Annotated in this window: 20 protein-coding genes; 11 read left to right on the top strand and 9 right to left on the bottom strand. The window is 66.9% G+C overall.

All coding sequences use genetic code 11. The annotated features are described in order from the left end of the window. Positions 1-163: 163 nt before the first annotated feature. The 5 genes from sppA to NX778_RS00850 form a co-directional block, all read right to left on the bottom strand. Positions 164-2,047, bottom strand: coding sequence for a signal peptide peptidase SppA (gene sppA, locus NX778_RS00870; RefSeq protein ID WP_258809801.1), 1,884 nt, complete (start codon positions 2,045-2,047; stop codon positions 164-166). Between the two features lie 26 nt (positions 2,048-2,073). Then, positions 2,074-3,543, bottom strand: coding sequence for a sodium:solute symporter (locus NX778_RS00865; RefSeq protein WP_258809800.1), 1,470 nt, complete (start codon positions 3,541-3,543; stop codon positions 2,074-2,076). A 230-nt stretch (positions 3,544-3,773) separates the two neighbouring features. Continuing rightward, positions 3,774-4,202: a hypothetical protein gene (locus tag NX778_RS00860; protein WP_258809799.1), complete on the bottom strand. Its 429-nt coding sequence runs from the start codon at positions 4,200-4,202 to the stop codon at positions 3,774-3,776. 103 nt (positions 4,203-4,305) lie between these two features. Then, complete coding sequence (locus NX778_RS00855; protein WP_258809798.1) at positions 4,306-5,703, bottom strand: NYN domain-containing protein; 1,398 nt, start codon at positions 5,701-5,703, stop codon at positions 4,306-4,308. 85 nt (positions 5,704-5,788) lie between these two features. Then, entirely contained in the window at positions 5,789-6,223 is a 435-nt protein-coding gene (locus tag NX778_RS00850; RefSeq protein WP_258809797.1) for a DUF1810 domain-containing protein, read from the bottom strand. A gap of 61 nt (positions 6,224-6,284) precedes the next feature. On the opposite strand from NX778_RS00850, the gene NX778_RS00845 reads away from it, so the two are divergent. After that, positions 6,285-6,497 carry a DUF3820 family protein gene (locus NX778_RS00845; protein WP_258809796.1) on the top strand — a complete coding sequence of 71 codons (213 nt, stop codon included), beginning with the start codon at positions 6,285-6,287 and terminating at the stop codon, positions 6,495-6,497. 1 nt (position 6,498) lies between these two features. On the opposite strand, the gene NX778_RS00840 is transcribed toward NX778_RS00845, so the two are convergent. Continuing rightward, the gene (locus tag NX778_RS00840; protein WP_258809795.1) at positions 6,499-7,092 is read right to left on the bottom strand and encodes a hypothetical protein; all 594 of its coding nucleotides are present in this window, start codon (positions 7,090-7,092) and stop codon (positions 6,499-6,501) included. Positions 7,093-7,161: 69 nt separating this feature from the next. On the opposite strand from NX778_RS00840, the gene NX778_RS00835 reads away from it, so the two are divergent. The 6 genes from NX778_RS00835 to NX778_RS00810 all read left to right on the top strand — a co-directional run bounded on the left by NX778_RS00835 (position 7,162) and on the right by NX778_RS00810 (position 12,892). Next, on the top strand, positions 7,162-7,863 hold the full coding sequence (locus NX778_RS00835) for a pirin family protein (protein WP_258809794.1): 702 nt from the start codon (positions 7,162-7,164) through the stop codon (positions 7,861-7,863). Positions 7,864-8,043: 180 nt separating this feature from the next. Next, positions 8,044-8,436: a response regulator transcription factor gene (locus NX778_RS00830; RefSeq protein ID WP_258809793.1), complete on the top strand. Its 393-nt coding sequence runs from the start codon at positions 8,044-8,046 to the stop codon at positions 8,434-8,436. A gap of 13 nt (positions 8,437-8,449) precedes the next feature. Then, entirely contained in the window at positions 8,450-9,490 is a 1,041-nt protein-coding gene (locus NX778_RS00825; protein ID WP_258809792.1) for a HEAT repeat domain-containing protein, read from the top strand. Then, entirely contained in the window at positions 9,487-10,899 is a 1,413-nt protein-coding gene (locus NX778_RS00820; RefSeq protein WP_258809791.1) for a glycosyltransferase family 2 protein, read from the top strand. Before NX778_RS00825 ends, NX778_RS00820 begins: the two co-directional genes overlap by 4 nt. Positions 10,900-10,902: 3 nt before the next feature. Continuing rightward, positions 10,903-12,525, top strand: coding sequence for a hypothetical protein (locus NX778_RS00815; RefSeq protein ID WP_258809790.1), 1,623 nt, complete (start codon positions 10,903-10,905; stop codon positions 12,523-12,525). A 73-nt stretch (positions 12,526-12,598) separates the two neighbouring features. After that, positions 12,599-12,892 (top strand): PAAR domain-containing protein, encoded by a 294-nt coding sequence (locus NX778_RS00810; RefSeq protein ID WP_258809789.1) that lies wholly within the window; start codon positions 12,599-12,601, stop codon positions 12,890-12,892. A 9-nt stretch (positions 12,893-12,901) separates the two neighbouring features. On the opposite strand, the gene NX778_RS00805 is transcribed toward NX778_RS00810, so the two are convergent. Next, the gene (locus tag NX778_RS00805; RefSeq protein ID WP_258809788.1) at positions 12,902-15,190 is read right to left on the bottom strand and encodes an ATP-binding protein; all 2,289 of its coding nucleotides are present in this window, start codon (positions 15,188-15,190) and stop codon (positions 12,902-12,904) included. A gap of 133 nt (positions 15,191-15,323) precedes the next feature. Here NX778_RS00805 and ribA point away from each other — a divergent pair, with 133 nt between their 5' ends. Next, entirely contained in the window at positions 15,324-15,983 is a 660-nt protein-coding gene (gene ribA, locus NX778_RS00800) for a GTP cyclohydrolase II (RefSeq protein ID WP_258809787.1), read from the top strand. Between the two features lie 159 nt (positions 15,984-16,142). On the opposite strand, the gene NX778_RS00795 is transcribed toward ribA, so the two are convergent. Beyond that, the gene (locus NX778_RS00795; RefSeq protein ID WP_258809786.1) at positions 16,143-16,760 is read right to left on the bottom strand and encodes a YdeI/OmpD-associated family protein; all 618 of its coding nucleotides are present in this window, start codon (positions 16,758-16,760) and stop codon (positions 16,143-16,145) included. Between the two features lie 102 nt (positions 16,761-16,862). Between NX778_RS00795 and NX778_RS00790 the strand changes: the two genes are divergently transcribed. The 3 genes from NX778_RS00790 to NX778_RS00780 all read left to right on the top strand — a co-directional run bounded on the left by NX778_RS00790 (position 16,863) and on the right by NX778_RS00780 (position 19,952). After that, on the top strand, positions 16,863-17,921 hold the full coding sequence (locus NX778_RS00790; protein ID WP_258809785.1) for a sensor histidine kinase: 1,059 nt from the start codon (positions 16,863-16,865) through the stop codon (positions 17,919-17,921). Continuing rightward, the gene (locus NX778_RS00785; RefSeq protein ID WP_258809784.1) at positions 17,909-18,628 is read left to right on the top strand and encodes a LytR/AlgR family response regulator transcription factor; all 720 of its coding nucleotides are present in this window, start codon (positions 17,909-17,911) and stop codon (positions 18,626-18,628) included. Before NX778_RS00790 ends, NX778_RS00785 begins: the two co-directional genes overlap by 13 nt. A gap of 106 nt (positions 18,629-18,734) precedes the next feature. Beyond that, positions 18,735-19,952 carry an acyltransferase family protein gene (locus NX778_RS00780; RefSeq protein ID WP_258809783.1) on the top strand — a complete coding sequence of 406 codons (1,218 nt, stop codon included), beginning with the start codon at positions 18,735-18,737 and terminating at the stop codon, positions 19,950-19,952. A gap of 10 nt (positions 19,953-19,962) precedes the next feature. Here NX778_RS00780 and phaP read toward each other — a convergent pair whose 3' ends face one another. Continuing rightward, a complete protein-coding gene (gene phaP / locus NX778_RS00775) occupies positions 19,963-20,517 on the bottom strand; it encodes a TIGR01841 family phasin (protein WP_258809782.1) in 555 nt (184 codons plus the stop codon). Positions 20,518-20,669 lie beyond the last annotated feature (152 nt).

Here is a 20,669-nt window from a genome sequence, read left to right as displayed (position 1 = left end):
GAACGACTCTAGCACGGAGAGACGATGGATTATGTTTCGTATAGTACATAGCCCAGCCGGGCAAAAGCGGCCGGTTTCCCCTGCGACCACGGGCGATTCTCGCAAATAAAAAGGGCGCGGCATACACCGCGCCCTTCTGGCTGATACTTGGCGTTACAAATATTTACATAGCGGGGAATGCACACATGCAATGGGTCACGGCCTCGAACGGCTTCTTGCCGTCCGCGACCCCGCCCAGCCAGCCCAGTTCCCGGGCCACGCCGGACACCGCTTGCGGCGGCAGCGCGTTCTCGATCCCCGCCGGCAGCAGGCCCAGCTTCACCTGGACGTGGATCAGCTGGTCGGCCGACACGCCGAACTTGCCGATGAAGCGTTCGAAGGCCGAAGTCGGGCGCTCGATGTAGGCGACCCGGTAGTCGCTGCCGAGCTTGCCGCGGCGGGCCGCGGAATTGAGCGCATCCTGGTAGCTGCCGAGGGTGTCGACCAGCCCGCGTTCCTTGGCCTGGCCGCCGGTCCAGACCCGGCCCTGCCCCACTTCGTCGATCTTCTCGGGCGTGGTCTTGCGCGCTGCGGCCGCCTTGCCGGTGAACTCGCGGTAGATGTGGTTGATGCTTTGCTGGACCAGCTGGCCGAAGCGCGGGTCGAGCGGACGCAGCGGGTTGTAGGCGTCGGCCAGCCAGGTGGTGGTCACGCCGGCCGTGTGGATGCCGAGCTTGTCGACCACCTTGTCGGCGGTCGGCAGGATCGCGAACACGCCGATCGATCCGGTCACGGTGCCCGGATCGGCGATCACTTCGTCGGACGCCATCGAGATCCAGTAGCCGCCCGAGGCCGCCACGTCGCCCATCGACACCACCACCGGCTTGCCGGCGAGGCGGGTCAGTTCCAGCTCGCGCCGGATCAGTTCGGAACCGTAGGCGCTGCCGCCCGGCGAATTGACGCGCAGGACCACCGACTTGATGCTGTCGTCGTTGCGCGCCTGCCGGATCAGGTTGGCGGTGGAGATGCCGCCGACCGAGCCCGGGCCGCCGTTGCCTTCGGTGATGTCGCCCTCGGCCACGATCACGCCGACCGCGTCGCCCAGCATCTTGTCCGGATGGCGCGAAAGGTAGTCGGCGAAGGAAATCTGGCGGAAGGACTTGATGTGCTCGTCGTAGACGCCGCGCTTGATCAGCAGCGCGCGCACTTCGTCCTTGGTCTTGATGCCATCCACCAGGTGCGCATCGAGCGCGACCTTGGCGGCATCGCCGCCGGCCGCTTCCATGCGCTGCGGAAGCTGGTCGATATTCGCCTTGAGCGTGCCGGCGGCCAGCTTGCGGTCCTTCTCGACCTCGCCGGTGTAGCTGTTCCACAGCCCGTTGTACAGGTAGGTATCGGCCTCGACCGCAGCCTGCGAGGGGCCGTTGCCGATATACGGTTCCGCGAAGCTCTTATAGGTGCCGACCTTCATCAGGTTCACGGTCACGCCCAGCTTGTCGAGCGCGTCGCGGTAGTAGTTGCGGTAGCGGCCGAAGCCCTGGATCAGCACCATGCCCATCGGGTGCACGTAGACCTCGCTCGCGTGCGAAGCCACCAGGTAGCGCTTCTGGTCGTAGCTGCCGCCCCAGGCCACCACCTGCTTGCCGGCGGCCTTGACGCGGTCGATCGCAGCGCCGAACTCGTGCATCGACGCGAGGCCGCCGATTTCGAGCTCGTCCAGCGACAGCAGCACGCTGCCGATGTTCGGGTCCTTGGCGGCCGCGTCCATTACCGTCAGCACGTCGCGCAGCTGGATGGTGCGGCGCACTTCGCCGGCGCCCAGGCCCGCGGCCAGGGTCTCGGCCACGCTGCCGCTGGTCTGCTCGACCAGCTGGCCCTTCAATTCCAGCACCAGCGCGGTCTTGGGCCCGAGCGCGCGGGGGCCGCCGCCACCGCCGAAGATCGCCCACAGCAGCGCGATCAGCACGACCAGGAACAGCAGGTTCATCACCCCGCGACGGGTCGCATCGAGGGCGCGCCAGAGTGCGCCGACACCGCGGCGCAGGGAGGATTTCGGCTTATCGGACATCGGGACTCCGGCAAAAAAGGGGTGGATTATGCGGTCACGACTGCGGGGCCGGCCTTCTCGCGGCGCGAGATGGCAAACAAGCCGGCGAAAACAAATATGCCATTAACGATAAGCAATTCAAGCCCGAAGCGGTAACTTCCGAACAGTTTGTCCTGATTAAACTCAAGGATAGCGCAAAGGACCGGCGCACCCACGGTTACCAACGGAACGAGGCGGTCGTTCAGGGTGCGGCGGGTCATCATGCCGAAGGCGAACAGGCCGAGCAGCGGACCGTAGGTGTAGCCGGCCACGCGCAGGATCACGCCGATCATGCTGGGATTGTCCACCCATTTGAACACCAGCACCATTGCCAGGAACAGGAAGGCGAAGCCGAGGTGCACGTGGCGGCGCAGGCGCACCTTGGCATCGTCGGAGAGGTCGACGCGGCGCTTGATGCCGAGGATGTCGATGCAGAAGGTCGAGGTGAGCGCGGTGATGGCGCCGTCGGCGCTGGGGAACAGGGCCGAGATCAGCGCGATCAGGAAGATGATCTGCACCGCGGCCGGCAGGTGGCCCATCACCACCGCCGGGAAAATCTTGTCGCCCGTGGCGGCGACGCCGGCCACCGGGGCGTACAGGTACAGCAGGCCGCCGAGGAACAGGAAGGCGGAGAGCACGATCACCAGCACCACGGTCAGGCTCAAGAGGTTCTTTTGCGAGTCGCCCACGGTCTTCACGGAGATGGTTTTCTGCATCATCTCCTGGTCCATGCCGGTCATGGTCAGGACGATGAAGACGCCGGCCACGATGTCCTTCAACCAGTAGTGCGGATGGTCGGCGTCCATGTTGAACACGCGTGACAGGCCGTGTGCGTGCATCTGCGCCAGGCTGTCGGGAATCGACAGGTGCAGCTGCGACAGCATGAAGCCCACGCAGGCGAACAGGCCGAACAGCATGCAGCTGGTCTGCAGGGTGTCGGTCCAGACGATGGTCTTCACGCCGCCCTGGTAGGTGTACAGCAGGATCATGCCCAGCACCACGAATGTGGTCAGCCAGAACGGCACCCCCAGGCTGTCGAGGATGATGGCCTGCAGGATATTCACCACCAGATAGAGGCGCGCGGTGGCGCCGAGCAGGCGCGACAGGATGAAGAACCCTGCCCCGCTCTGGTAGGCGCGGCGGCCGAGGCGCACGTCGAGGTAGTGGTAGATCGAGGTCAGCTTGAGGCGGTAGTACAGGGGCAGCAGCAAATAGGCGACGGCGATGTAGCCGAACACGTAGCCGATCACGACCTGGCCGTAGCCGAAGCCGTCGTTGCCGACGGCGCCGGGCACGCTGATGAAGGTGGCGCCGGACAAGGTGGTGCCGACCATGCCGAACGCGACCAGCACCCAGTTGCTGCTCTTGTTACCGATGAAGAAGCTTTCGTTGTTGGCGTTCCGCGAAGTCACCCAGGCCACGGCCATCAGCAGGGCGAAATAGCCGATCAGGATGCAGAAAAGAAGTGCCGGGGACATAGGATTCCGTTGCGAATATGGATCGCCCAGCAATATACACGGAAGCAATGGGGAGTTCCAACGGGGGTGTATGGCTACGCATGCATACACCACATCGTCGTCCTCGCGAAAGCGGGGCCCCCCATCTTGCGGGCGTAGCCAGTATCGCTTGCCAAAGCGGTAGGTAAAAAAATGGGATTCCCTCGTTCGAGGGAATGACGTTCGCTCTGCTTTCGATGGCGCCTGGCCGCTCAGATCGACGGACTTTCGACCCGCTCGAACGGGCCGATGCAGGTCTTCATCGATTCATCCGCGCACATCAGGAACAAGGAGTTGGACGGGTGAAAGCGCAGGTAGTTGACGGCCTTGGCGCCGGGCTTGGTGATCTCGCCGGCGCAGTCCTTCTTGCCGTTGTCCTTGACGATGTGGTCTTCAAGCTTGTAGAACCCCGCCGCGCTCGGCTTGTCCATGACATGGAACTCGCTCTCGGACACCTCGTCCGCGCTGGTGACGAGCGAGGTGCCGTCGGCGCGGAAATGGTAGGTCTCGTAACAGCCGATCTGCGGCAGTTCCAGCCGCCAGACGCCGAGCAGTGGATGATTGGCCGCCGGCAGCGGCCCCGCGGCATGTGCGACCTGGCCGGCAAGGGCCAACAAGAACAGTCCGGTAAGCTTACGCATGACGTTTCCCTCGCACAAGCGACGCGCAGCGCCGCGGACGGGCGCCATGCGGATCACTATAGCAGAGCGAACGGGACGCACGTCGCCCCGTTCCGCCGTGCGCTTACGCGCTCTCGGGCGGCGTCTTCGGCTTGGCCGGGCGGCGGCTGCGCGGTGCGCTCTTGCGGACCGGCGCCTTGTGCGCGGCGCGCGCGGACTTCTTGCGCGCCGGCGTGGCGCCATCGCCTGCTTCCGCCGTTCCGTCCGCGGACTCGTCCAGGTCCCCCGGCGCCATCATCAAGGCCGCCTCTGCTTGCACTGCCTGGATTTCGGCAGGGACCTCGACTGCCGGTGCCTTGCGCGCTGCCGTCTTGCGGGGCGCGCGGCGGCCTCCCTTCGGCGCGGCGGCGGCTTCTTCCGATGCTGCCGCGCTCGCCTCAATACGCTCGGACAGGCCTTCGGCTTCGGCCAGCGGCTCCTCGGCCACCGGCTCCGGCTGGGCCTCGACCACCGGCTCCGCCATCACTTCTTCCTGCACCACCGGCAGCGCCTGCTCGCGCTGCTTGCGGCCGCCACGGCCACGGCGGCGCGATTCCTTCGCCTCCGGCTGCGCCTCGGCCTGCTCGCCCGCCTCTACGGCTGGCTCCGCCTGCTCGGCCAGCGCCGGGGCCTGCTCCGCGGGAATCTGCTCGCTTGGGGCCTGGGCGGTGCTGCTGCGGTAGACATAGGTGCCCGATTTCTCGTCGCGGCCAAACTCGAACAGGCCGCGCGCCTGCGCCTCTTCCAGCAGATTGCCGAAGGTGCGGAAGCCGTAGTAGGTCTCGGAAAAATCCGGACGGCGGCGCTTGAGCGTGTCCTTCAGCAGCGAGGCCCAGATCTTGCCGGTGTCGCCCCGTTCGGAGGTCAGTGCATCGAAGGTCTCGACCACCATTTCCAGCGCCTGCAGGCGGCGCGCTTCCAGTTCTTCCTTGCGGCGGTCGTCGCTCGGACGCTTGGCCTGCGGCTGCGCCTTGCGCTCGTCGCGCTTGGCGGCGGCGCGCTGCTTCTCGCGCACCAGGTCGTCGTAGAAAATGAATTCGTCGCAGTTGGCCACCAGCAGGTCGGAAGTCGACTGCTTGACGCCCACGCCGATCACTTTCTTGGCGTTCTCGCGCAGCTTGGACACCAGCGGCGAAAAGTCCGAATCGCCCGAGATGATGACGAAGGTGTTGACGTGCGACTTGGTGTAGCACAGGTCGAGCGCGTCGACCACCAGCCGGATGTCGGCCGAATTCTTGCCGCTCTGGCGCACGTGCGGGATTTCGATCAGCTCGAAGTTAGCTTCGTGCATGCCGGCCTTGAAGCCCTTGTAACGCTCCCAGTCGCAATACGACTTCTTGACGACGATGCTGCCCTTGAGCAGCAGCCGTTCCAGCACCGGCCGGATGTCGAATTTCTCGTAATTGGCGTCGCGCACGCCGAGTGCGACGTTTTCAAAGTCGCAGAACACCGCCATGCTGATATTGTCTGAAGATGAAGCCATGTATATTGTTTTCTCGTGAGGGGCAAACGCTGCCACCCGGCGATTATACGCAACAACATTACAAGACCGTCATTCCTCCCGTGCGTCAACCGTGTTCGCGGCTCAGGAAGTCGAGCGTGGCGCTGTCGGCCTGGCCGTCGAAGAACTGGTCGAGGCAGGCCTGGAAGACGGCCTCATGCGGCGCCACATCGGCAAACAGGGTCATCGAGGACTGGAACTTGCGGTCGTCCGGACTGCCGAAAATGTCCTCGACCGACCTATCCTCGATGGCCGCGACCAGGGTCGCGCATTCGCGCAGCCGCGGCCCCAGCACCGGATGCGCGAGGTAGGCCGCGGCCTCGTCGCCGGAGCGGATCGCATACTTTTGCGCCATCGCGCTGTGGCCCAGGCCGGCCACCTGGGGGAAGATGAACCACATCCAGTGGCTCTGCTTGCGTCCGGCGCGCAGTTCGGCCACCACCTGCGGGTAGATGTCGGCCTGCGCCGCGACGAAACGTTCAAGATCGAAGTCGGTGTCCATGCCAGCCTCCTGGCGGTCCATGCTACATCACCGGCCCCGATGTTTGCTAAAGTGTCAGGTAATGAAACCGGAACACCTGCAATTGCTGCTGACGCGAGAGATGCCCTTCGGGAAATACCAGGGCAGGAAGCTCGCCGACCTGCCCGGCCACTACCTCGGCTGGTTCGCGCGCGAGGGCTTCCCGCGCGGCGAGCTGGGCCAGTTGCTGGAGCTGATGTACGAGATCGACCACAACGCCCTGCGCGGCCTGCTCGATCCCCTGCGCGGACGCTAGCTCAGCCCTTGCAGGAATGCGGGCCGAACTGCGCGGCGAGGAAGTCGAGGTAGTCCTGCCCCAGCTTGGACAGGCTGGCGCAACCGAACGGCGGCTGTTGGATGTCGCCGAACAGGTAGAGCGTGCCGGTGACGGCAAAGAATTCCTTGGCATTGGCCAGGAAGTGGGAGGATTGGAACTGCGCCGGGAAAGCGGGATTCGCCCTGGCGTTGCGGTAGGCGGCGGCGACTTTCGGGTCGGCCATGCCGAGCACCTTGAAATCGTAGGCATGCAGCAGTTCGTGCAGCAGGATGGGTTTGTTGGCCGGGAAGGCAAACGGGCGCACTACCACCACGCCGCCGTTGCGGGGCATGAAGACGCCCGGCTGGCCGCGCAGGCTGGGGTCGATGACGATGGGCGTCTGGCGCATCTTGTCGAGCACCATTTGCGGCAAGCCGACGGATTCGACGATCTGCAGCTGGGCGTCCAGGGCAGCCTGGGTGTCGGCGGACAAGGCGCCTTGCGGGTCTTCGATGTGGAAACCGTGCGCATCGGCCGCGAGCGCGGACGCGGAAACGGCCAGCGATGCGATGCAAGCGACGAGGAATCGGATCATGATTGAGTGTCTGGTATCGGGTAGCCGATCCTAGCAGAAACAAGAAAACCCAACAAAGGAGGAGACATCATGCTTGAAGTCCGCAGAAGCGAGGAACGCGGCCACGCCGACCACGGCTGGCTCGATTCGCACCACAGCTTTTCCTTCGCGTCCTACCATGATCCGCGCCACACCGGCTTCGGTCCGCTGCTGGTCATCAACGAAGACCGCGTCGCGCCCGGCATGGGCTTCGGCGCCCACGCCCACCGCGACATGGATATCATTTCCTACGTGTTGTCCGGCGCGCTGGAGCACCAGGACAGCATGGGCACCGGCTCGGTCCTGCATTACGGCGACGTCCAGCGCATGAGCGCCGGCACCGGCGTGCGCCACAGCGAATTCAATGGCTCGCGCACGGAATCCGTGCACTTCCTGCAAATCTGGATCCAGCCGAACGAACTCGGCATCCCGCCCAGCTACGAGGAAAAGCACTTCTCGCCCGAATCCAAGCGCGGCCACCTGCGCCTGATCGCGTCCAGCGACGGCCGCGACGGCTCGGTGACGATCCACCAGGATGCCGCCGTCTACGCCACGATCCTGGAAGCCAAGGAAGATGTCGAGCACATGCTTGATTTCGGCCGCCGCGCCTATGTGCACGTGATCCGCGGCACGGTGCGGGTGAACGGCGCGGAGCTGCATGCGGGCGATGCGCTCAAGCTCACGCGGGAGACCTCGGTCAAGCTGAACGATGCGGTGGATGCCGAAGTGCTGGTGTTTGATCTGCCAGGCTGAGCTTAACCGCAGGGCTTGTCTTATCGTCACGCAACGATAATGGGAGCACAACAAGCGTTATCCACTTGTCTTTCAAGGCGCCGACAAACGGCCGATTTGGCGGGAAAACGACCGCAAGTTATTGATTTTAAGAAGCTTGGGCTTGGCTATAATGACGCCATCTAATTGCCGAGCCCAATCATGCCGAACGATCAGCCCGCCCAATCCATTCTCGTTGTGGAAGATGACGAGCACATCGCCAAAGTCCTGAGCTTCATGTTCGAGCGCCAGGGCTATCGCGTGACGCTCGTGGCCGACGGCCGTGCCGCGTCCGAGCACGTGGCCGCGCATGATGCACCGGATCTCGTGCTGCTGGACGTGATGCTGCCCTACGTGGATGGTTTCGAGATCGTGCGCCGGATCCGCGCCCGCGCCGCCTGGGCCGGCGTGCCGATCCTGATGCTGACCGCGAAGAACGCGGAGCAGGACACGGTGCGCGCGCTCGACGCCGGCGCCGACGACTTTATCGCCAAGCCGTTCCAGCCCAACGAACTGCTGGCGCGCGTGCGCCGCGCCCTGCGCGTGCCGGCCTGACCGCCCCCGCGTCTTGCCGACCCTGCCCGACCCGATCGTCGCCGCCGCATTCTGGACCGGCGTCGCCGCCCTGCTGCTGACGCTCGTCCTGAGCCTGCAGATCGTGCGCCTGCGCGTGGCGCTGCGCCGCGGCGAGCGCATCGAACAGGGCGCGATCGACAAGTGGCGCCCGGTGCTGCATGCGGCCATCGTCGGCGAACAGCCGCCGCTGCCCGCCATGGCGAGGCGCGAACGCCTGCCCTTCCTCAAGCTGTGGGTCCACCTCCAGCGCTCACTGCGCGGCGAAGCGCGCGACGCCCTCAATGCCATCGCGCGCCAGCTGGGCATGGACAGCTCGGCACGAGCCATGCTCGGTGGCCCGCGCACGGAGCAGATGCTGGCCGCCCTCACGCTCGGCTACCTGCGCGACCAGCAGGCCTGGTCCCAGCTGCAGGCGCTGTCCGAGCTGCCCGACCGCGCGCTGGCGCTCACCGCGGCCTGGGCACTGATCCATATCGATCCGCAGGCGGCGGCCGAACGCATCATGCCGCAGTTCGTGGATAACGAAGATTGGGCGCTGCCGCACGTGGCGGGGATGCTGCAGGAAGCCAGCGCGCCGGCCGCGCAAGTGCTGGCGCGCCTGCTGCCCGCCCTGCCCGATGCCCGGCTGCCGCGCGCCCTGCGCATGGCCGAAGCGCTGCGCATGCAGCTGCCGCCTGCGGTGCTGGAGCGCGCGCTGGCCAGCGAAGACATCGCCGTGGTGGTGGCCGCCCTGCGCGGCGTGGCCTTGCCGGATGCGCTGGAATCGGTGCGCCGCCTGCTGGGCCACGCGCACTGGCAGGTGCGGGTGCAGGCCGCACGCGCGCTCGGCCGCATCGGCGCACCGGGCGACATCGAAGCGCTCGCGCAGCTGCTGGCCGATCCGGAATGGTGGGTGCGCTACCGCGCGGCCCAGTCGCTGGTGGAGCTGGCCAACTTGTACGGCGAGCCGGTCGGCGCCGTGCGCGCGCGCCTGTCCGACCGCTTCGCCACCGACATGCTGGCCCAGGTGATGGCCGAAAAAGGACAGGCATGAACCACACCGTCATCGAATTCGTCACCTGGTTCGTGCTGTGCTATTTCATCGCGCTGAACGGCGGCTACCTGCTGCTCAACCTGATGTCGCTGAAGGCGTTGCGGCGCAGCGCGCAGGAAGCCTTCTTCGACGACCTGCCGCGCGCCTACTCGGGCCTCGAACCGCCGGTCAGCATCCTGGTCCCGGCCTATAACGAGGAGGCGACCATCGCGGCCTCGGTGCGCTCGATGCTGCAGCTGACGTATTCGGAGTTCGAGGTCATCGTCATCAACGACGGCTCGAGGGACGGCACGCTGGACGTGCTCAAGCGCGAATTCGCCCTGCTGCCCTTCCCCGAAGCCTACCGCCGCAAGCTGCCGACCAAGGACACGCGCGGCATCTACCGCTCCACCACGCACCCGAACCTGCGCGTGATCGACAAGGTCAACGGCGGCAAGGCCGACTCCCTCAACGCCGGCATCAACGCCTCGCGCTATCCGCTGTACTGCGGCGTGGACGCCGATTCGATCCTGCAGCGCGACAGCCTGGTCAAGGTGACCGAGCCCTTCCTGCGCGATCCCACCGTGGTCGCCACCGGCGGCACGGTGCGCGTGGCGAACGGCTGCGTCGTCGAGGGCGGCTTCCTGACCCGGATCGGCCTGCCGAAGAATATCTGGGCGATGTTCCAGGTGGTGGAGTACCTGCGCGCCTTCCTGTTCGGGCGGCTCGGCTGGTCCGCGATGGACGCGATGCTGATCATCTCCGGCGCATTCGGCGTATTCCGCAAGGACGTGGTGATCGAGGCCGGCGGCTACCGCGTCGGCACCATCGGCGAGGACATGGAGCTGGTCGCGCGCATGCACCGCATGCTGCGCGCGCGGCGCCAGCCCTACCGCGTCGAGTTCGTGCCGAACCCGGTGTGCTGGACCGAGGCGCCGGAAGACTTCAAGACGCTCAAGAACCAGCGCATCCGCTGGCAGCGTGGCCTGTCGGAGAGCCTGAACGCCAACTGGGGCCTGATGTTCTCGCGGAACGGCGGCCCGCCCGGCTGGCTGGCCTTCCCCTTCATGGTGGCCTTCGAATGGCTCGGCCCCGTGCTGGAACTGGGCGGCTACATCTTCATGATTGCCGCCTTCATGGCCGGCGCGATCTCGTGGAGCGCATTCGGCTCCTTCCTGTTCGTCGCCATCGGCTTGGGCGTGCTGCTGTCGGCGTCCGGCTTGCTGCTGGAGGAGATGTCCTTCCACATGTACCCGAAAGGCAGGCAGCTGCTCATGCTCGGCTTGCTGGTGCTGGCGGAGAACTTCGGCTACCGCCAGCTCAACACGGCGTGGCGCCTGATCGGCCTGTACCGCTGGGCGGTGCAGAAGGAATCCAGCTGGGGCGCGATGAAGCGCAAGGGCAGCTGGCAGAGCGGCCAGGCGAAATAAGCTGTGGTGCGTCTTCTCTTCATCCTGCTGCTTGCCGTGACCGGTCCAGCGCGCGCCGCCTGGCTGCACCTGTGCCCGGACGAGCATGGCGCGGCCACGATGCCGGACGGCCGCGCCGCGCGCATCGTGGTGTCGGGCCAGCCGTCGATGCCCGCTTGCGTCAGCACTCAAATCGGCGTGGATAGCGCCCGGGTCGACACGGTCTACCCCTTGCCGGCCGGCGCGCGGCCCGAAGACACGATCCTGCTGCTGGGTTCCGTCAAGGATGGCCGCTTCGACGTGAGCGAACCCACGCTGCCGCCCGCGAAGCCGTTGCCGGAACCGCCGGCACCGATGCCCTTCCACGCGAACCTGCTGCCGCAATCGACGCTGCGTACCTTCGGCGCGGAGGAACGCGTGCAGGCGCGCCTGAACGGCACGGCGCTGGAACTGAGCTGCCGTGCGGGCCAGCGCCCGGCTGGCGTACTGCTGTCCGGACCGTGGTACCTGCCGCGCGCTCCCGCCGCGCTGCGCGCGCAGGCGAACGCGCATGGCAGCTTCGAGTTGCAAGTGGCCGATACCGCGCATGCACGCGCCGAAAGCGCCGTGCCGATGGGGACGATCGGTGCGACCGCGCTCCCGCTGCCATCCGGCCTCGATGGCGCGCAATGGCGCCACTTCGTGATCAACTGCCCCAACGCAGACGCCAGCCTGACCGTGGCCTCGCTCACCCTCGAGCCGCAGGCACGCGCGCCCGGTCCGCGCGCGACCTGGATCTGGCGCGCCGCGCAGTGGCAGGACGACGGCGACGCGCTGCTCTCGTGGGCGCGCGAACAGGGCATCGGCCTGCTGTTCATCACGGTGCCGACGAGCGCCGATGGCGTGCGCGAGCCGGAGCAACTGGCGAGCTTCGTGCAAGGTGCGCATCGCCAGCACATCGCGGTGTGGAGCGTGGACGGCGACCCGCACATGGTGCTGCCGTCCGAGCAGGCCGCCGCCGTGCGGCTGGCGCAGGCCTACGCCAGCTACAACAGCAAGGCCGATGCGGCAGCGCGGCTCGACGGCATCCAGTTCGACATCGAACCCTATTTGCTCGGGCAATACCATCTTGCGCCCGACGCGTGGAACCAGCGCTACCTGGCGCTGGCGCAGGCGCTGCGCGCGGCGGCCGGCCCGCTGCATCTCGATTTCGTCGTTCCGTTCTGGTGGGCCGGACGCGACGATCTGCTGGCCGGGCTGGCGCGCGCGGCGGATGGCCTGACGGTGATGGACTACCGCACCGATCCCGGCCAGGTCCACCGTTTCGCCGCGCCCTTCCTCGACTGGGCGCAAGCCGCTGGCAAGCAGGTGCGCATCGCGCTCGAAGCCGGCCCGATCGAGCCCCAGACGCAGCGCCGCTATGTGCGCACCAGCGGCGCCGGCGATTTGCTGGTGGTCGGCCTGGGGCCGCAGCAGGTGCTGGTGACTTTGCGCAAACCCGGCGTGGGCGCGCAGCCTTACCGCTTGAGCGGCAGCCGTGAACTGGACGGCAGCGCCACCACCTTCAGCGCCGACATGCCGGGCCTGCGCGAGATGCTGCCGGCGCTGGAGCGTGACTTCTCGGCCTGGCCCTCGTTTGGCGGCATGGCGGTGCACGGACTGCGCTGATTTGCGCTGTCGCAAAGATACCGCCCCCTTCCCTCGCTAGATTGGATTGGCGGGATTCCCGGCGGGGGCCGTCATGCTGAAGCGATACCTCGTTACCTTGGGTGCAGCCACCACCAATGGCGGCGAGGTCATCTCGGCCAGCCACTTCCGGCGGGTCAACGGCGTGCCGGTCGCGCTCGAAGACGACCACGTCAAATGCCCGAAATGCCACTCGGTTGGCGTCATCAAGCCGGACGGCCCGCGCCTGAGCGAACGGGTCAAGGGCAGGCAGGTCGCCCTGCACGACGACCTGTGCATCTGCCACTGCTCGCCGCCGCCGCGGCTGGTCGCCGCGCAGCAGCTGGTGTGCCAGATCACCGCCGGCTAAAGCGCCATCTCAAGCCTGCGCCAGCGGCAGTTCCACCATGAAGGTCGTGCCGGCGCCTTCGGCCGTCGTGAAGCGGATCGTGCCGCCGTGCTGCTCGACGATGCTCTTGCAGATCGACAGTCCAAGGCCGGTCCCGCCCTTCTGCCGCGAATCCGCGCCATCCGCCTGCGCAAAGGGCTGGAACACGCGGTCCATGAAATCGGCCGGCATGCCGCAGCCGTGATCCTCGACCGCGATGCGGGCACGGTCGCCGTATGCGTCAAGGCGCAGCACCACCTGCTCGCCGCGCGGCGAGAACTTGGCCGCGTTCGACAGCAGGTTGGTCAGCACCTGCGTGATGCGGTCGCCGTCGACGTTGGCGAGCAGCGTGGCGGCATCGGTCGCGAAATCGGCGCGCAGCGCGACGCCCTGCTGGCGCGCATAGCCCTGCATGGCCTCCAGCGCGTGTTCGGCCAGCGGCAGCAGCGCCTGCTCGCGCAGGTGGAACTCCATTCGCCCCGACTCGATCTTCTGGATGTCGAGCACGTCGTTCACCAGCCGCACCAGCCGCTCGCAGCTCTCGCACGAGATGTCGACCAGGCCGCGCACATCGTCCGGCAGCTCGCCCGCGGTGCCGTCGGCCAGCATCGCCAGCGAGGCGCGGATCGAGGTCAGGGGCGTGCGCAGCTCGTGCGACACGGTCGACACGAACTCGCTCTTCATGCGCTCGACCTTCTTGCGCTCGGAGATATCGCGGATGAACACGCTGAAGAAGGCCGAGTCGCCGCGCCCGGCCAGGCCGGCGGTCACCTCGACCGGGAATTCGACGCCGCGGCGGTTCACCACCATGCGCTCGAAATGGCGCTCCAAAAAGTCGCTGCGGCCGGTGAGCTTGAACATGTCGATCGCCTTGTCGACGCTGGAGGCGAAGCGCGGCGGCACCAGCAGGCCGGCCACCGGGTGCCCGATCGCCTCGTCGCGGCTCCAGCCGAACATCTGGCCGGCGCGCGAATTCCAGTCGCAGATATTCCCGCGCAGGTCGACGCCGACGAAAGCGTCCTGCGCCGCCTCGATGATCGCGGCGATGCGCTGCTCGCTGGCGCGCACCGTCACCAGCGCATCTTCCAGCTCGCGGGTGCGCTGCTCGACGCGCTCCTCCAGCGTGGCGTTGAGCTGCTCGAGGTCGCGGCGCCGGTTCACGAGGTCGGCCACCAGGCCGTTCAGGGTCGCCGCCAGCGACTGCACTTCCTCGTAGCTGCCGCTGCCGACCGCGATCGGGACGGTCTCGCCGCGGCGGATGCGGCGCGCGGAGGCCGCCAGTTCGCCCAGCGGCCGCGTGATGCGGCGCGCGATCGCGATGCCGCCGATCGAGAACAGCGCCGCCAGCACCACGCCGGCAGCGAGCCCGTATTCGCGCAGCCGGCGCACGGGCGCGTAGGCCGTGTCCAGGTCCTGCCGCACCAGCACGGTCCAGCCCAGTCCCGGATATTCGCCGTAGCCTTGGCCGCGCGCGTAGCCGACCAGGTAAGAGCGGCCGTCCGGCCACTGCTCCACGGCGAAGCCGCCGTCCTTGCTGTCGCGCGCCTTCTGCAAGGAACGCTGTGCAATCTGCTTGCCGAGCAGGTCCGCGGGCCCCAGCAGCACGTAGCGGCTGTCATCGACCACCAGCGCGTCGGCCTTGCGGTGCGCGGTGACGCCGGCCATCACCGAGCGCTGCACGTCGCGCGCCCATTGCCACGACAGGTGCGCACCCATCACGCCCAGCGGCTTGCCGTTCGCGTCCAGGAAGGGAAAGGCGACGTCGACGAAGCGCCAGGGCTCGGCCTGTTTGGGCAGGATTTTCGCGAGCAGCACCGCGTCGTGGACGTTGTCCGCATAAATGCCGTTCAGGGCATTGTGGAACCAAGGCCGCGCGGACACGTCCATGCCCTCCAGCAGCCCCTTGGCCGCCACCTGCACTTTGCCGTCCATCCCGGCCATGCCGACCCAGCCGTAGTAGCCGTAGCTGGCCTGCACCTGGTCGAGCGCCCGGCGGCGCTCCGCCAGTGGCATGTCCGGCCGCAGGTCGCGGCGCTGGGCCAGCAGGCGGACTTCGCGGTAGCGTTCGAACATGCCGCGCTCCAGCCGGTTCGACGATTGCTTGGCCAGTTCGGCCAGCGCCTGGCCGATCTGCTCACGCACCTGCTCGGTCGCCTTGTGCTCCAGCGCCGTGACCAGCAACAGCGTCAGCACGATCGACAAGACAGTGAAGGCCAGCGCCAGCCAGGCGCCGAGCGCGTGTGGCAGCAAGCTGCGCAGTTTTATTGGCTGATTCGGCATGAAAGATTCGCGGCGGAAATACGTGCGCCAGCCTAGCACAGCTTGGCTATTCCGTGGCTCCCGACACGGCCATGGCCGATTTCCTGTAAACTTGCTGCTTACAGCAATAAATGCAATCGATCCAGGACCTGCCATGCAAGACAACGCCACCGCGCCATCGCTAGATTACGTCACGTCGTGCACGCTGCCGACCCCGTGGGCGCAATTCACGCTGCACGCGTTCGTCGAGCACAGCATCCCGGGCCAAGGCCCGGGCAGCAAGGAACACCTGGCGATGGTGCTGGGCGATATCGGCGACGGCGAGCCGGTGCTGGCGCGCGTGCATTCGGAGTGCCTGACCGGCGACGTGTTGTTCTCGCAGCGCTGCGACTGCGGCGCGCAGCTCGAAGGCGCGCTGAAGAAAATCGCCACGGAAGGCCGCGGCGTGCTGCTGTACCTGCGCCAGGAAGGCCGCGGCATCGGCCTGGTCAACAAGATCCGCGCCTACCGCCTGCAGGAAGCCGGCGCCGACACGGTGGAGGCCAACCTGCAACTGGGCTTCCATGCGGACGCCCGCAACTACGAGCTGTGCAAGCCGATGCTGGAGCAGTTCGGTGTGCGCTCGCTGCGCCTGATGACCAACAACCCGCGCAAGATCGATGCCCTGACCAAGCTGGGCATCGAAGTCAGCGAGCGCGTGCCGCTGCTGGTCAACCGCAACGCCTTCAACAACAACTACCTCAACACCAAGGCCGCCAAGCTGGGGCACATGATGACGCCGGTGACGGAGCCGGTGGAAGACGGGCAGCTCTGAGCCAAAAAGCGACTACCGCTAAAACAAGCGAAACACCTTGAAGTCGTCGTCCCCGCGCAGGCGGGGACCCATAGGCCACCTGTTTTGTCGAATCGCTGAGCGCCGCAGGCCCGCATACTCAGCATGGGTTCCCGCCTTCGCGGGAATGACGTTCATACTTCAGTGGGTCCTTCCCTCTGCTCGGCGCTCACGCTGCGGATGAATGGTTTCGCCGCGCGCGAGCATATCCACGAATTTTTCCAGGCGAGCTGCCCGCGTTTCGGGCTTTTTCGCGCCCTGCAAGCGGAACAGGATCGCGAACCGGTTCTGTGAACTGAGCTTGCCAAACATGGCCGCCGCTGCCGGATTCGCATCCAGCGCGGCCTGCAGGTCCGGCGGCACCGGCGCCGCGCTGACCGGATCGTAAGCGGCATCCCAGCGCCCATCCTTCCTTGCGCGTTCGACCTCCGCGAGGCCGGCCGGCTGCATCTTGCCCTGCTCGATGTAGCGCAGCGCATGGTCGCGATTCACCTTGGACCAGATGCTTTTCGGCGAACGCGGCGTCCAGCGCTGCAGGAAGTGCTGTTCGTCGTGGGCTTTCTTGCGGCTGTCGATCCAGCCAAAGCACAAGGCCACTTCGAGCGCCTCCGCATAGCTCACCGTCGGATCCGGGTTGCCCTTTTTGGCGTGCATCAGCCACGCCCCGTTGGCGCTGGCATGGTGCTGCGCCAGCCACTGCGCCCATTGCGCCTGGTGCGCAAAACGTAGCGGCTGTTCGTCGTCGTGCTGGTCCGGCATGCGATCCTCCCCCTGGCCTGTCAATCTAGCCGGACGGGGTCATTTTGACAAGGCCGGGCAAAATGGGGGATCATCGTCGCGCCTACCCACTACCTGACGACGATGGACTCGAACCGCGGCAAGCTTGTGATCGTCCTGTCCTGGCTCCTGTTCTGGAGCCTGATGGCGTCCGTCGCCGTCCAGGACTACCAGGGCAGCCACAGCGACGGGGCGCTGTGGAAGCCGGTGCTGTGGGAGACTTCGTCGATGGTGGCGGTGAGCGTCCTGCTGCTGGTCCAGCGCTACGGTTCGCGGCGCTTCGACGGCCTGGTCTCGCAGCCGTGGAAGTGGTTCGGGCTGCAGGCCTTGTGGCTGCCGATGTACTGGATCTGCTTCGTGCCACTGGCCTTCGGCATCCGCACCGGCATTTATTCACTCGCCGGCGAAACCTATGGCCACGGCGCGTGGCCGCACGTGTTCTTCTATGAGTCACTGAAGATTTCGATCTTCATCGGCCTGTTCGCGGTGGCGCGCTTCGGGGTCCTGTCGTGGCGCGAAATGCTGGAGGCGCGCCTGCGCGCCGAGCGCGCCAATGGCCTGCTGCAGCAGGCGCAGCTCCAGCGGCTGGCGCAGCAAATGCAGCCGCATTTCCTGTTCAACGCCCTCAACACCATCTCCTCGCTGATGCACACCGACGTGCAGAAGGCCGAGGCGACCCTGACCCAGCTCGCCACGCTGCTGCGCACCTCGCTGGACATGGGCGCCAGCCACGAGGCGACGCTGGATGCGGAACTGCGGCTCGCGCGCGGCTACGCCGCCGTCATGGCCGAACGCTTCACCGGCCGCGTCCACGTCGAATGGCATATCGACGATGCCGCCCTGCCCTGTCCGGTGCCGGTCATGAGCCTGCAGCCGCTGCTGGAGAACGTGTTCAAGCACACGGTCGAGCGGCGCCGGCAGGCCACCGCGATCGCGGTGTCGGCCGAGGCCAGCGACGGCATCCTGCGCATCGTGGTCGAGGACGACTCCGGTACGCTCGATACGCATGACACGCCCGGCATCGGCGTGTCCAACCTGCGCGAACGCCTCGCTTCCCTGCACGGGGAACGCGCGGGTCTGACGCTGACCCAGCGCGCGCCGGCCGGCGTGCGGGCCGAACTGCTGCTGCCATGCGCCTGCTGATCGTGGACGACGAGCAGCCGGCGCGCGAGCGCTTGCGCCGCATGCTGTCGCAAGAGCCCGGCATCGGCGCCATCGACGAGGCGGCCGATGGCATCGAAGCGCTGGAGCGCCTGCCGGCATTCCGGCCGGACGCGCTGTTCCTCGACGTCCAGATGCCGGAGCTGAGCGGGCTGGAGCTGGCCGCCTCGCTGCCGCAGCCGGCGCCGCTGGTGGTGTTCGTGACCGCCTTCGACGCGTATGCGATCAAGGCCTTCGACAGCAATGCCATCGATTACCTGCTCAAGCCCTTCGATGCGGCGCGCCTGCAGCGCGCGCTGCAGCGGCTGCGCGACCGCCTGCGGATGGGAGCACCGGCGCCGGCGCTGCCCGCGCTGGGCGCATCGAACCAACTGGACAAGCTGCTGGTGCCGGAACGGTCCGGCACACGCGTGCTGCCGGTCGTGGAGATCGAATGGATCGAGACCGCCGATAACTATGTCGTGCTGCACACCAGCAAGGGGCAACCGCTGCTGCGGCAGACGCTGGCCCATTTGCTCGGCCAGCTGGGCGAACGCTTCGTGCGCTGCCACCGGCGCGCCGCGGTGCAGCTTGCGCTGATCGAACGTGTCGTGCCGCTCGACAAAGGTGACTGCGAGCTGGTGCTGCGCGGCGGTGCGCGTGTGCCGTGCAGCCGGCAGTTCCGCGCGAGCGTGCTCGAACGCCTGTAGCCGTCCGCTTGGCCCCGGCCAGCGCCCGGTTCGCCACATTCCACTCGCGCGCAGCGGCGCCGCTTCGTAAGCTGGGATCCGTCATTCACTGAACGGATCGCCGACCATGCATCTGCCCAAGACCGCTCCGCCCGCGCGCCTGTATTTTCTCGACTGGGTGCGCATCATCGCTTTCTTCATCCTGATCTTCTACCACGTCGGCATGTACTATGTGAGCTGGTACTGGCACGTCAAGAGCCCGGCGGCCAGCCATGGTCCCGAACCCTTCATGCTGCTGTCCTCCCCGTGGAGGCTGGGACTGCTGTTCCTCGTCTCGGGCGTCGCATCGAGCATGATGCTCGCGCGCACCAAGATGGTGTCCTTCCTGGGACGGCGCTCGGTGCGGCTGCTGGTGCCCCTGGTCTTCGGCGTGTTGGTCGTGGTGCCGCCCCAGTCCTACCTGGAAGTCGTTGAATGGGTCAACTACCCTGGCAGCTACCTCGACTTCATGCGGCTGTACCTGATCGGATACGGCGGCTTCTGCCGGCCCGCGGGCTGCCTCGCCATACCGACCTGGAACCACCTGTGGTTCGTCGCCTACCTCTGGATCTACACGCTGGGACTGGCCGCCCTGGTGACCGTCCTCGGCCAGCGCTTCGACCTCCTTGCCCAGAAACTGGCGGGCTTGCTGACCGGCTGGAAGATCATCGTGGTCCCCGCCGCGGCGCTGGCCACGATCCGGATCCTGCTTGCCGTCCGCTTTCCCGAAAACCATGCCGTGATCGGCGACTGGTTCAACCACGCGAATTACTTCTCCTTGTTCGTGCTTGGCGCGCTGCTGGCCCGCACGCCCGCCTTCTGGCCGCGGCTGGACGCGCTGCGCTGGGAGTGCCTGGGCATCGCCGCCGCCGGCTGGGCCGTGTTCGTGGTCTGGTGGGCGCTTCCCGACGCTGTGGTCCCGGCCAGCCAGTTGGCCGCGTGGCGTACCCTGATGGGCGCCAACATCGCCTTGTTCGCATGGTGCGCAATGGGCGCCGCCTGCGGATTCGCCCATCGCCACCTGCACCACGACAACGCCGCACGCCGCTACCTGACCGAGGCTGTGTTCCCCGTCTACATCGCGCACCAGACGCTGATCGTCGTGCTGGCGCACAGCCTCAAGCCGCTCAAGCTCGCACCGGGCACGGAGGCTGTGCTGCTGATTGTAATGACGGCCACCGCCAGCTTCGGCATCTTCGACGTGGTGCGCCGGCTTCCCTTGCTGCGTCCGCTGTTCGGACTGGCCCGCACGCCACGGCAGCGCGCAGCCGCGCCGGCCTCCGTGCCGACGGCCGAGGCCGCCTAAACAGGGCCGTTCAGGCTTCGCCCTGGACCGCGCTGGCCGGCATGGCGGCCTGCATGGCCGGCTGGCCGCGCTCGGTCCGTGGCGGCGACTGCGCCGCGCCGGCCTCGCCCGCACGCGTGACCGAATCGGCAAAGCGGCGCACCGATTCCTGCTGGCCGTGCATGCCACGCTCCGCGGCCTCGGACGCGCCGCGCGCGACTTCATCGGCCATGGCGCGCGCGGTACGGGTGGTGTTCTGCGCATGCTGCTCGGTCACCCGCGCCAGCTCGACCTGGGTATCGGCCGCCAGCCGCGACACGTGGTGCTGGTAGGCGCGCAGCCTGTCGCTGGCGGGCTGGGCGCGCGCCGCGGTGGCGGACATGGTGTCGGCATCATGCGGCGGACTGAACATTTGCTTGCCGGCCAGCGTGGATTCTTCCAGCATCGCCTGCATCAGCTGGATGTTCAGCTCGCACATGCGCTGGAAGGAGCGGAACATGGACCTGGACATGTCGCTCATGTAGGCGGTCTGGGCATCGAGATGGGTCTTCACCGCCGGGGGAACTGCCTGCGAAAAAGGGTACATGGGGTCGCCTCCTTTGGATAGTCGGTGGTGGCGGGCATTCAGGAAAAGCCTGAGGGCGTCTCGCCAGCACGAGCTAGAAGGCTAGGCCATGCACGCAGGCCGCGCTTGATGTGCGCTAAAGGTCGGGTATTGCAATCGGCGGCCAGCCGTGG

The sequence above is a fragment of the Massilia terrae genome (assembly GCF_024753145.1).
Classification (GTDB): domain Bacteria; phylum Pseudomonadota; class Gammaproteobacteria; order Burkholderiales; family Burkholderiaceae_D; genus Telluria; species Telluria terrae.
Note: the sequence above shows the minus strand (reverse complement) of the source record. Positions and strands in the feature narration are given on the sequence as shown.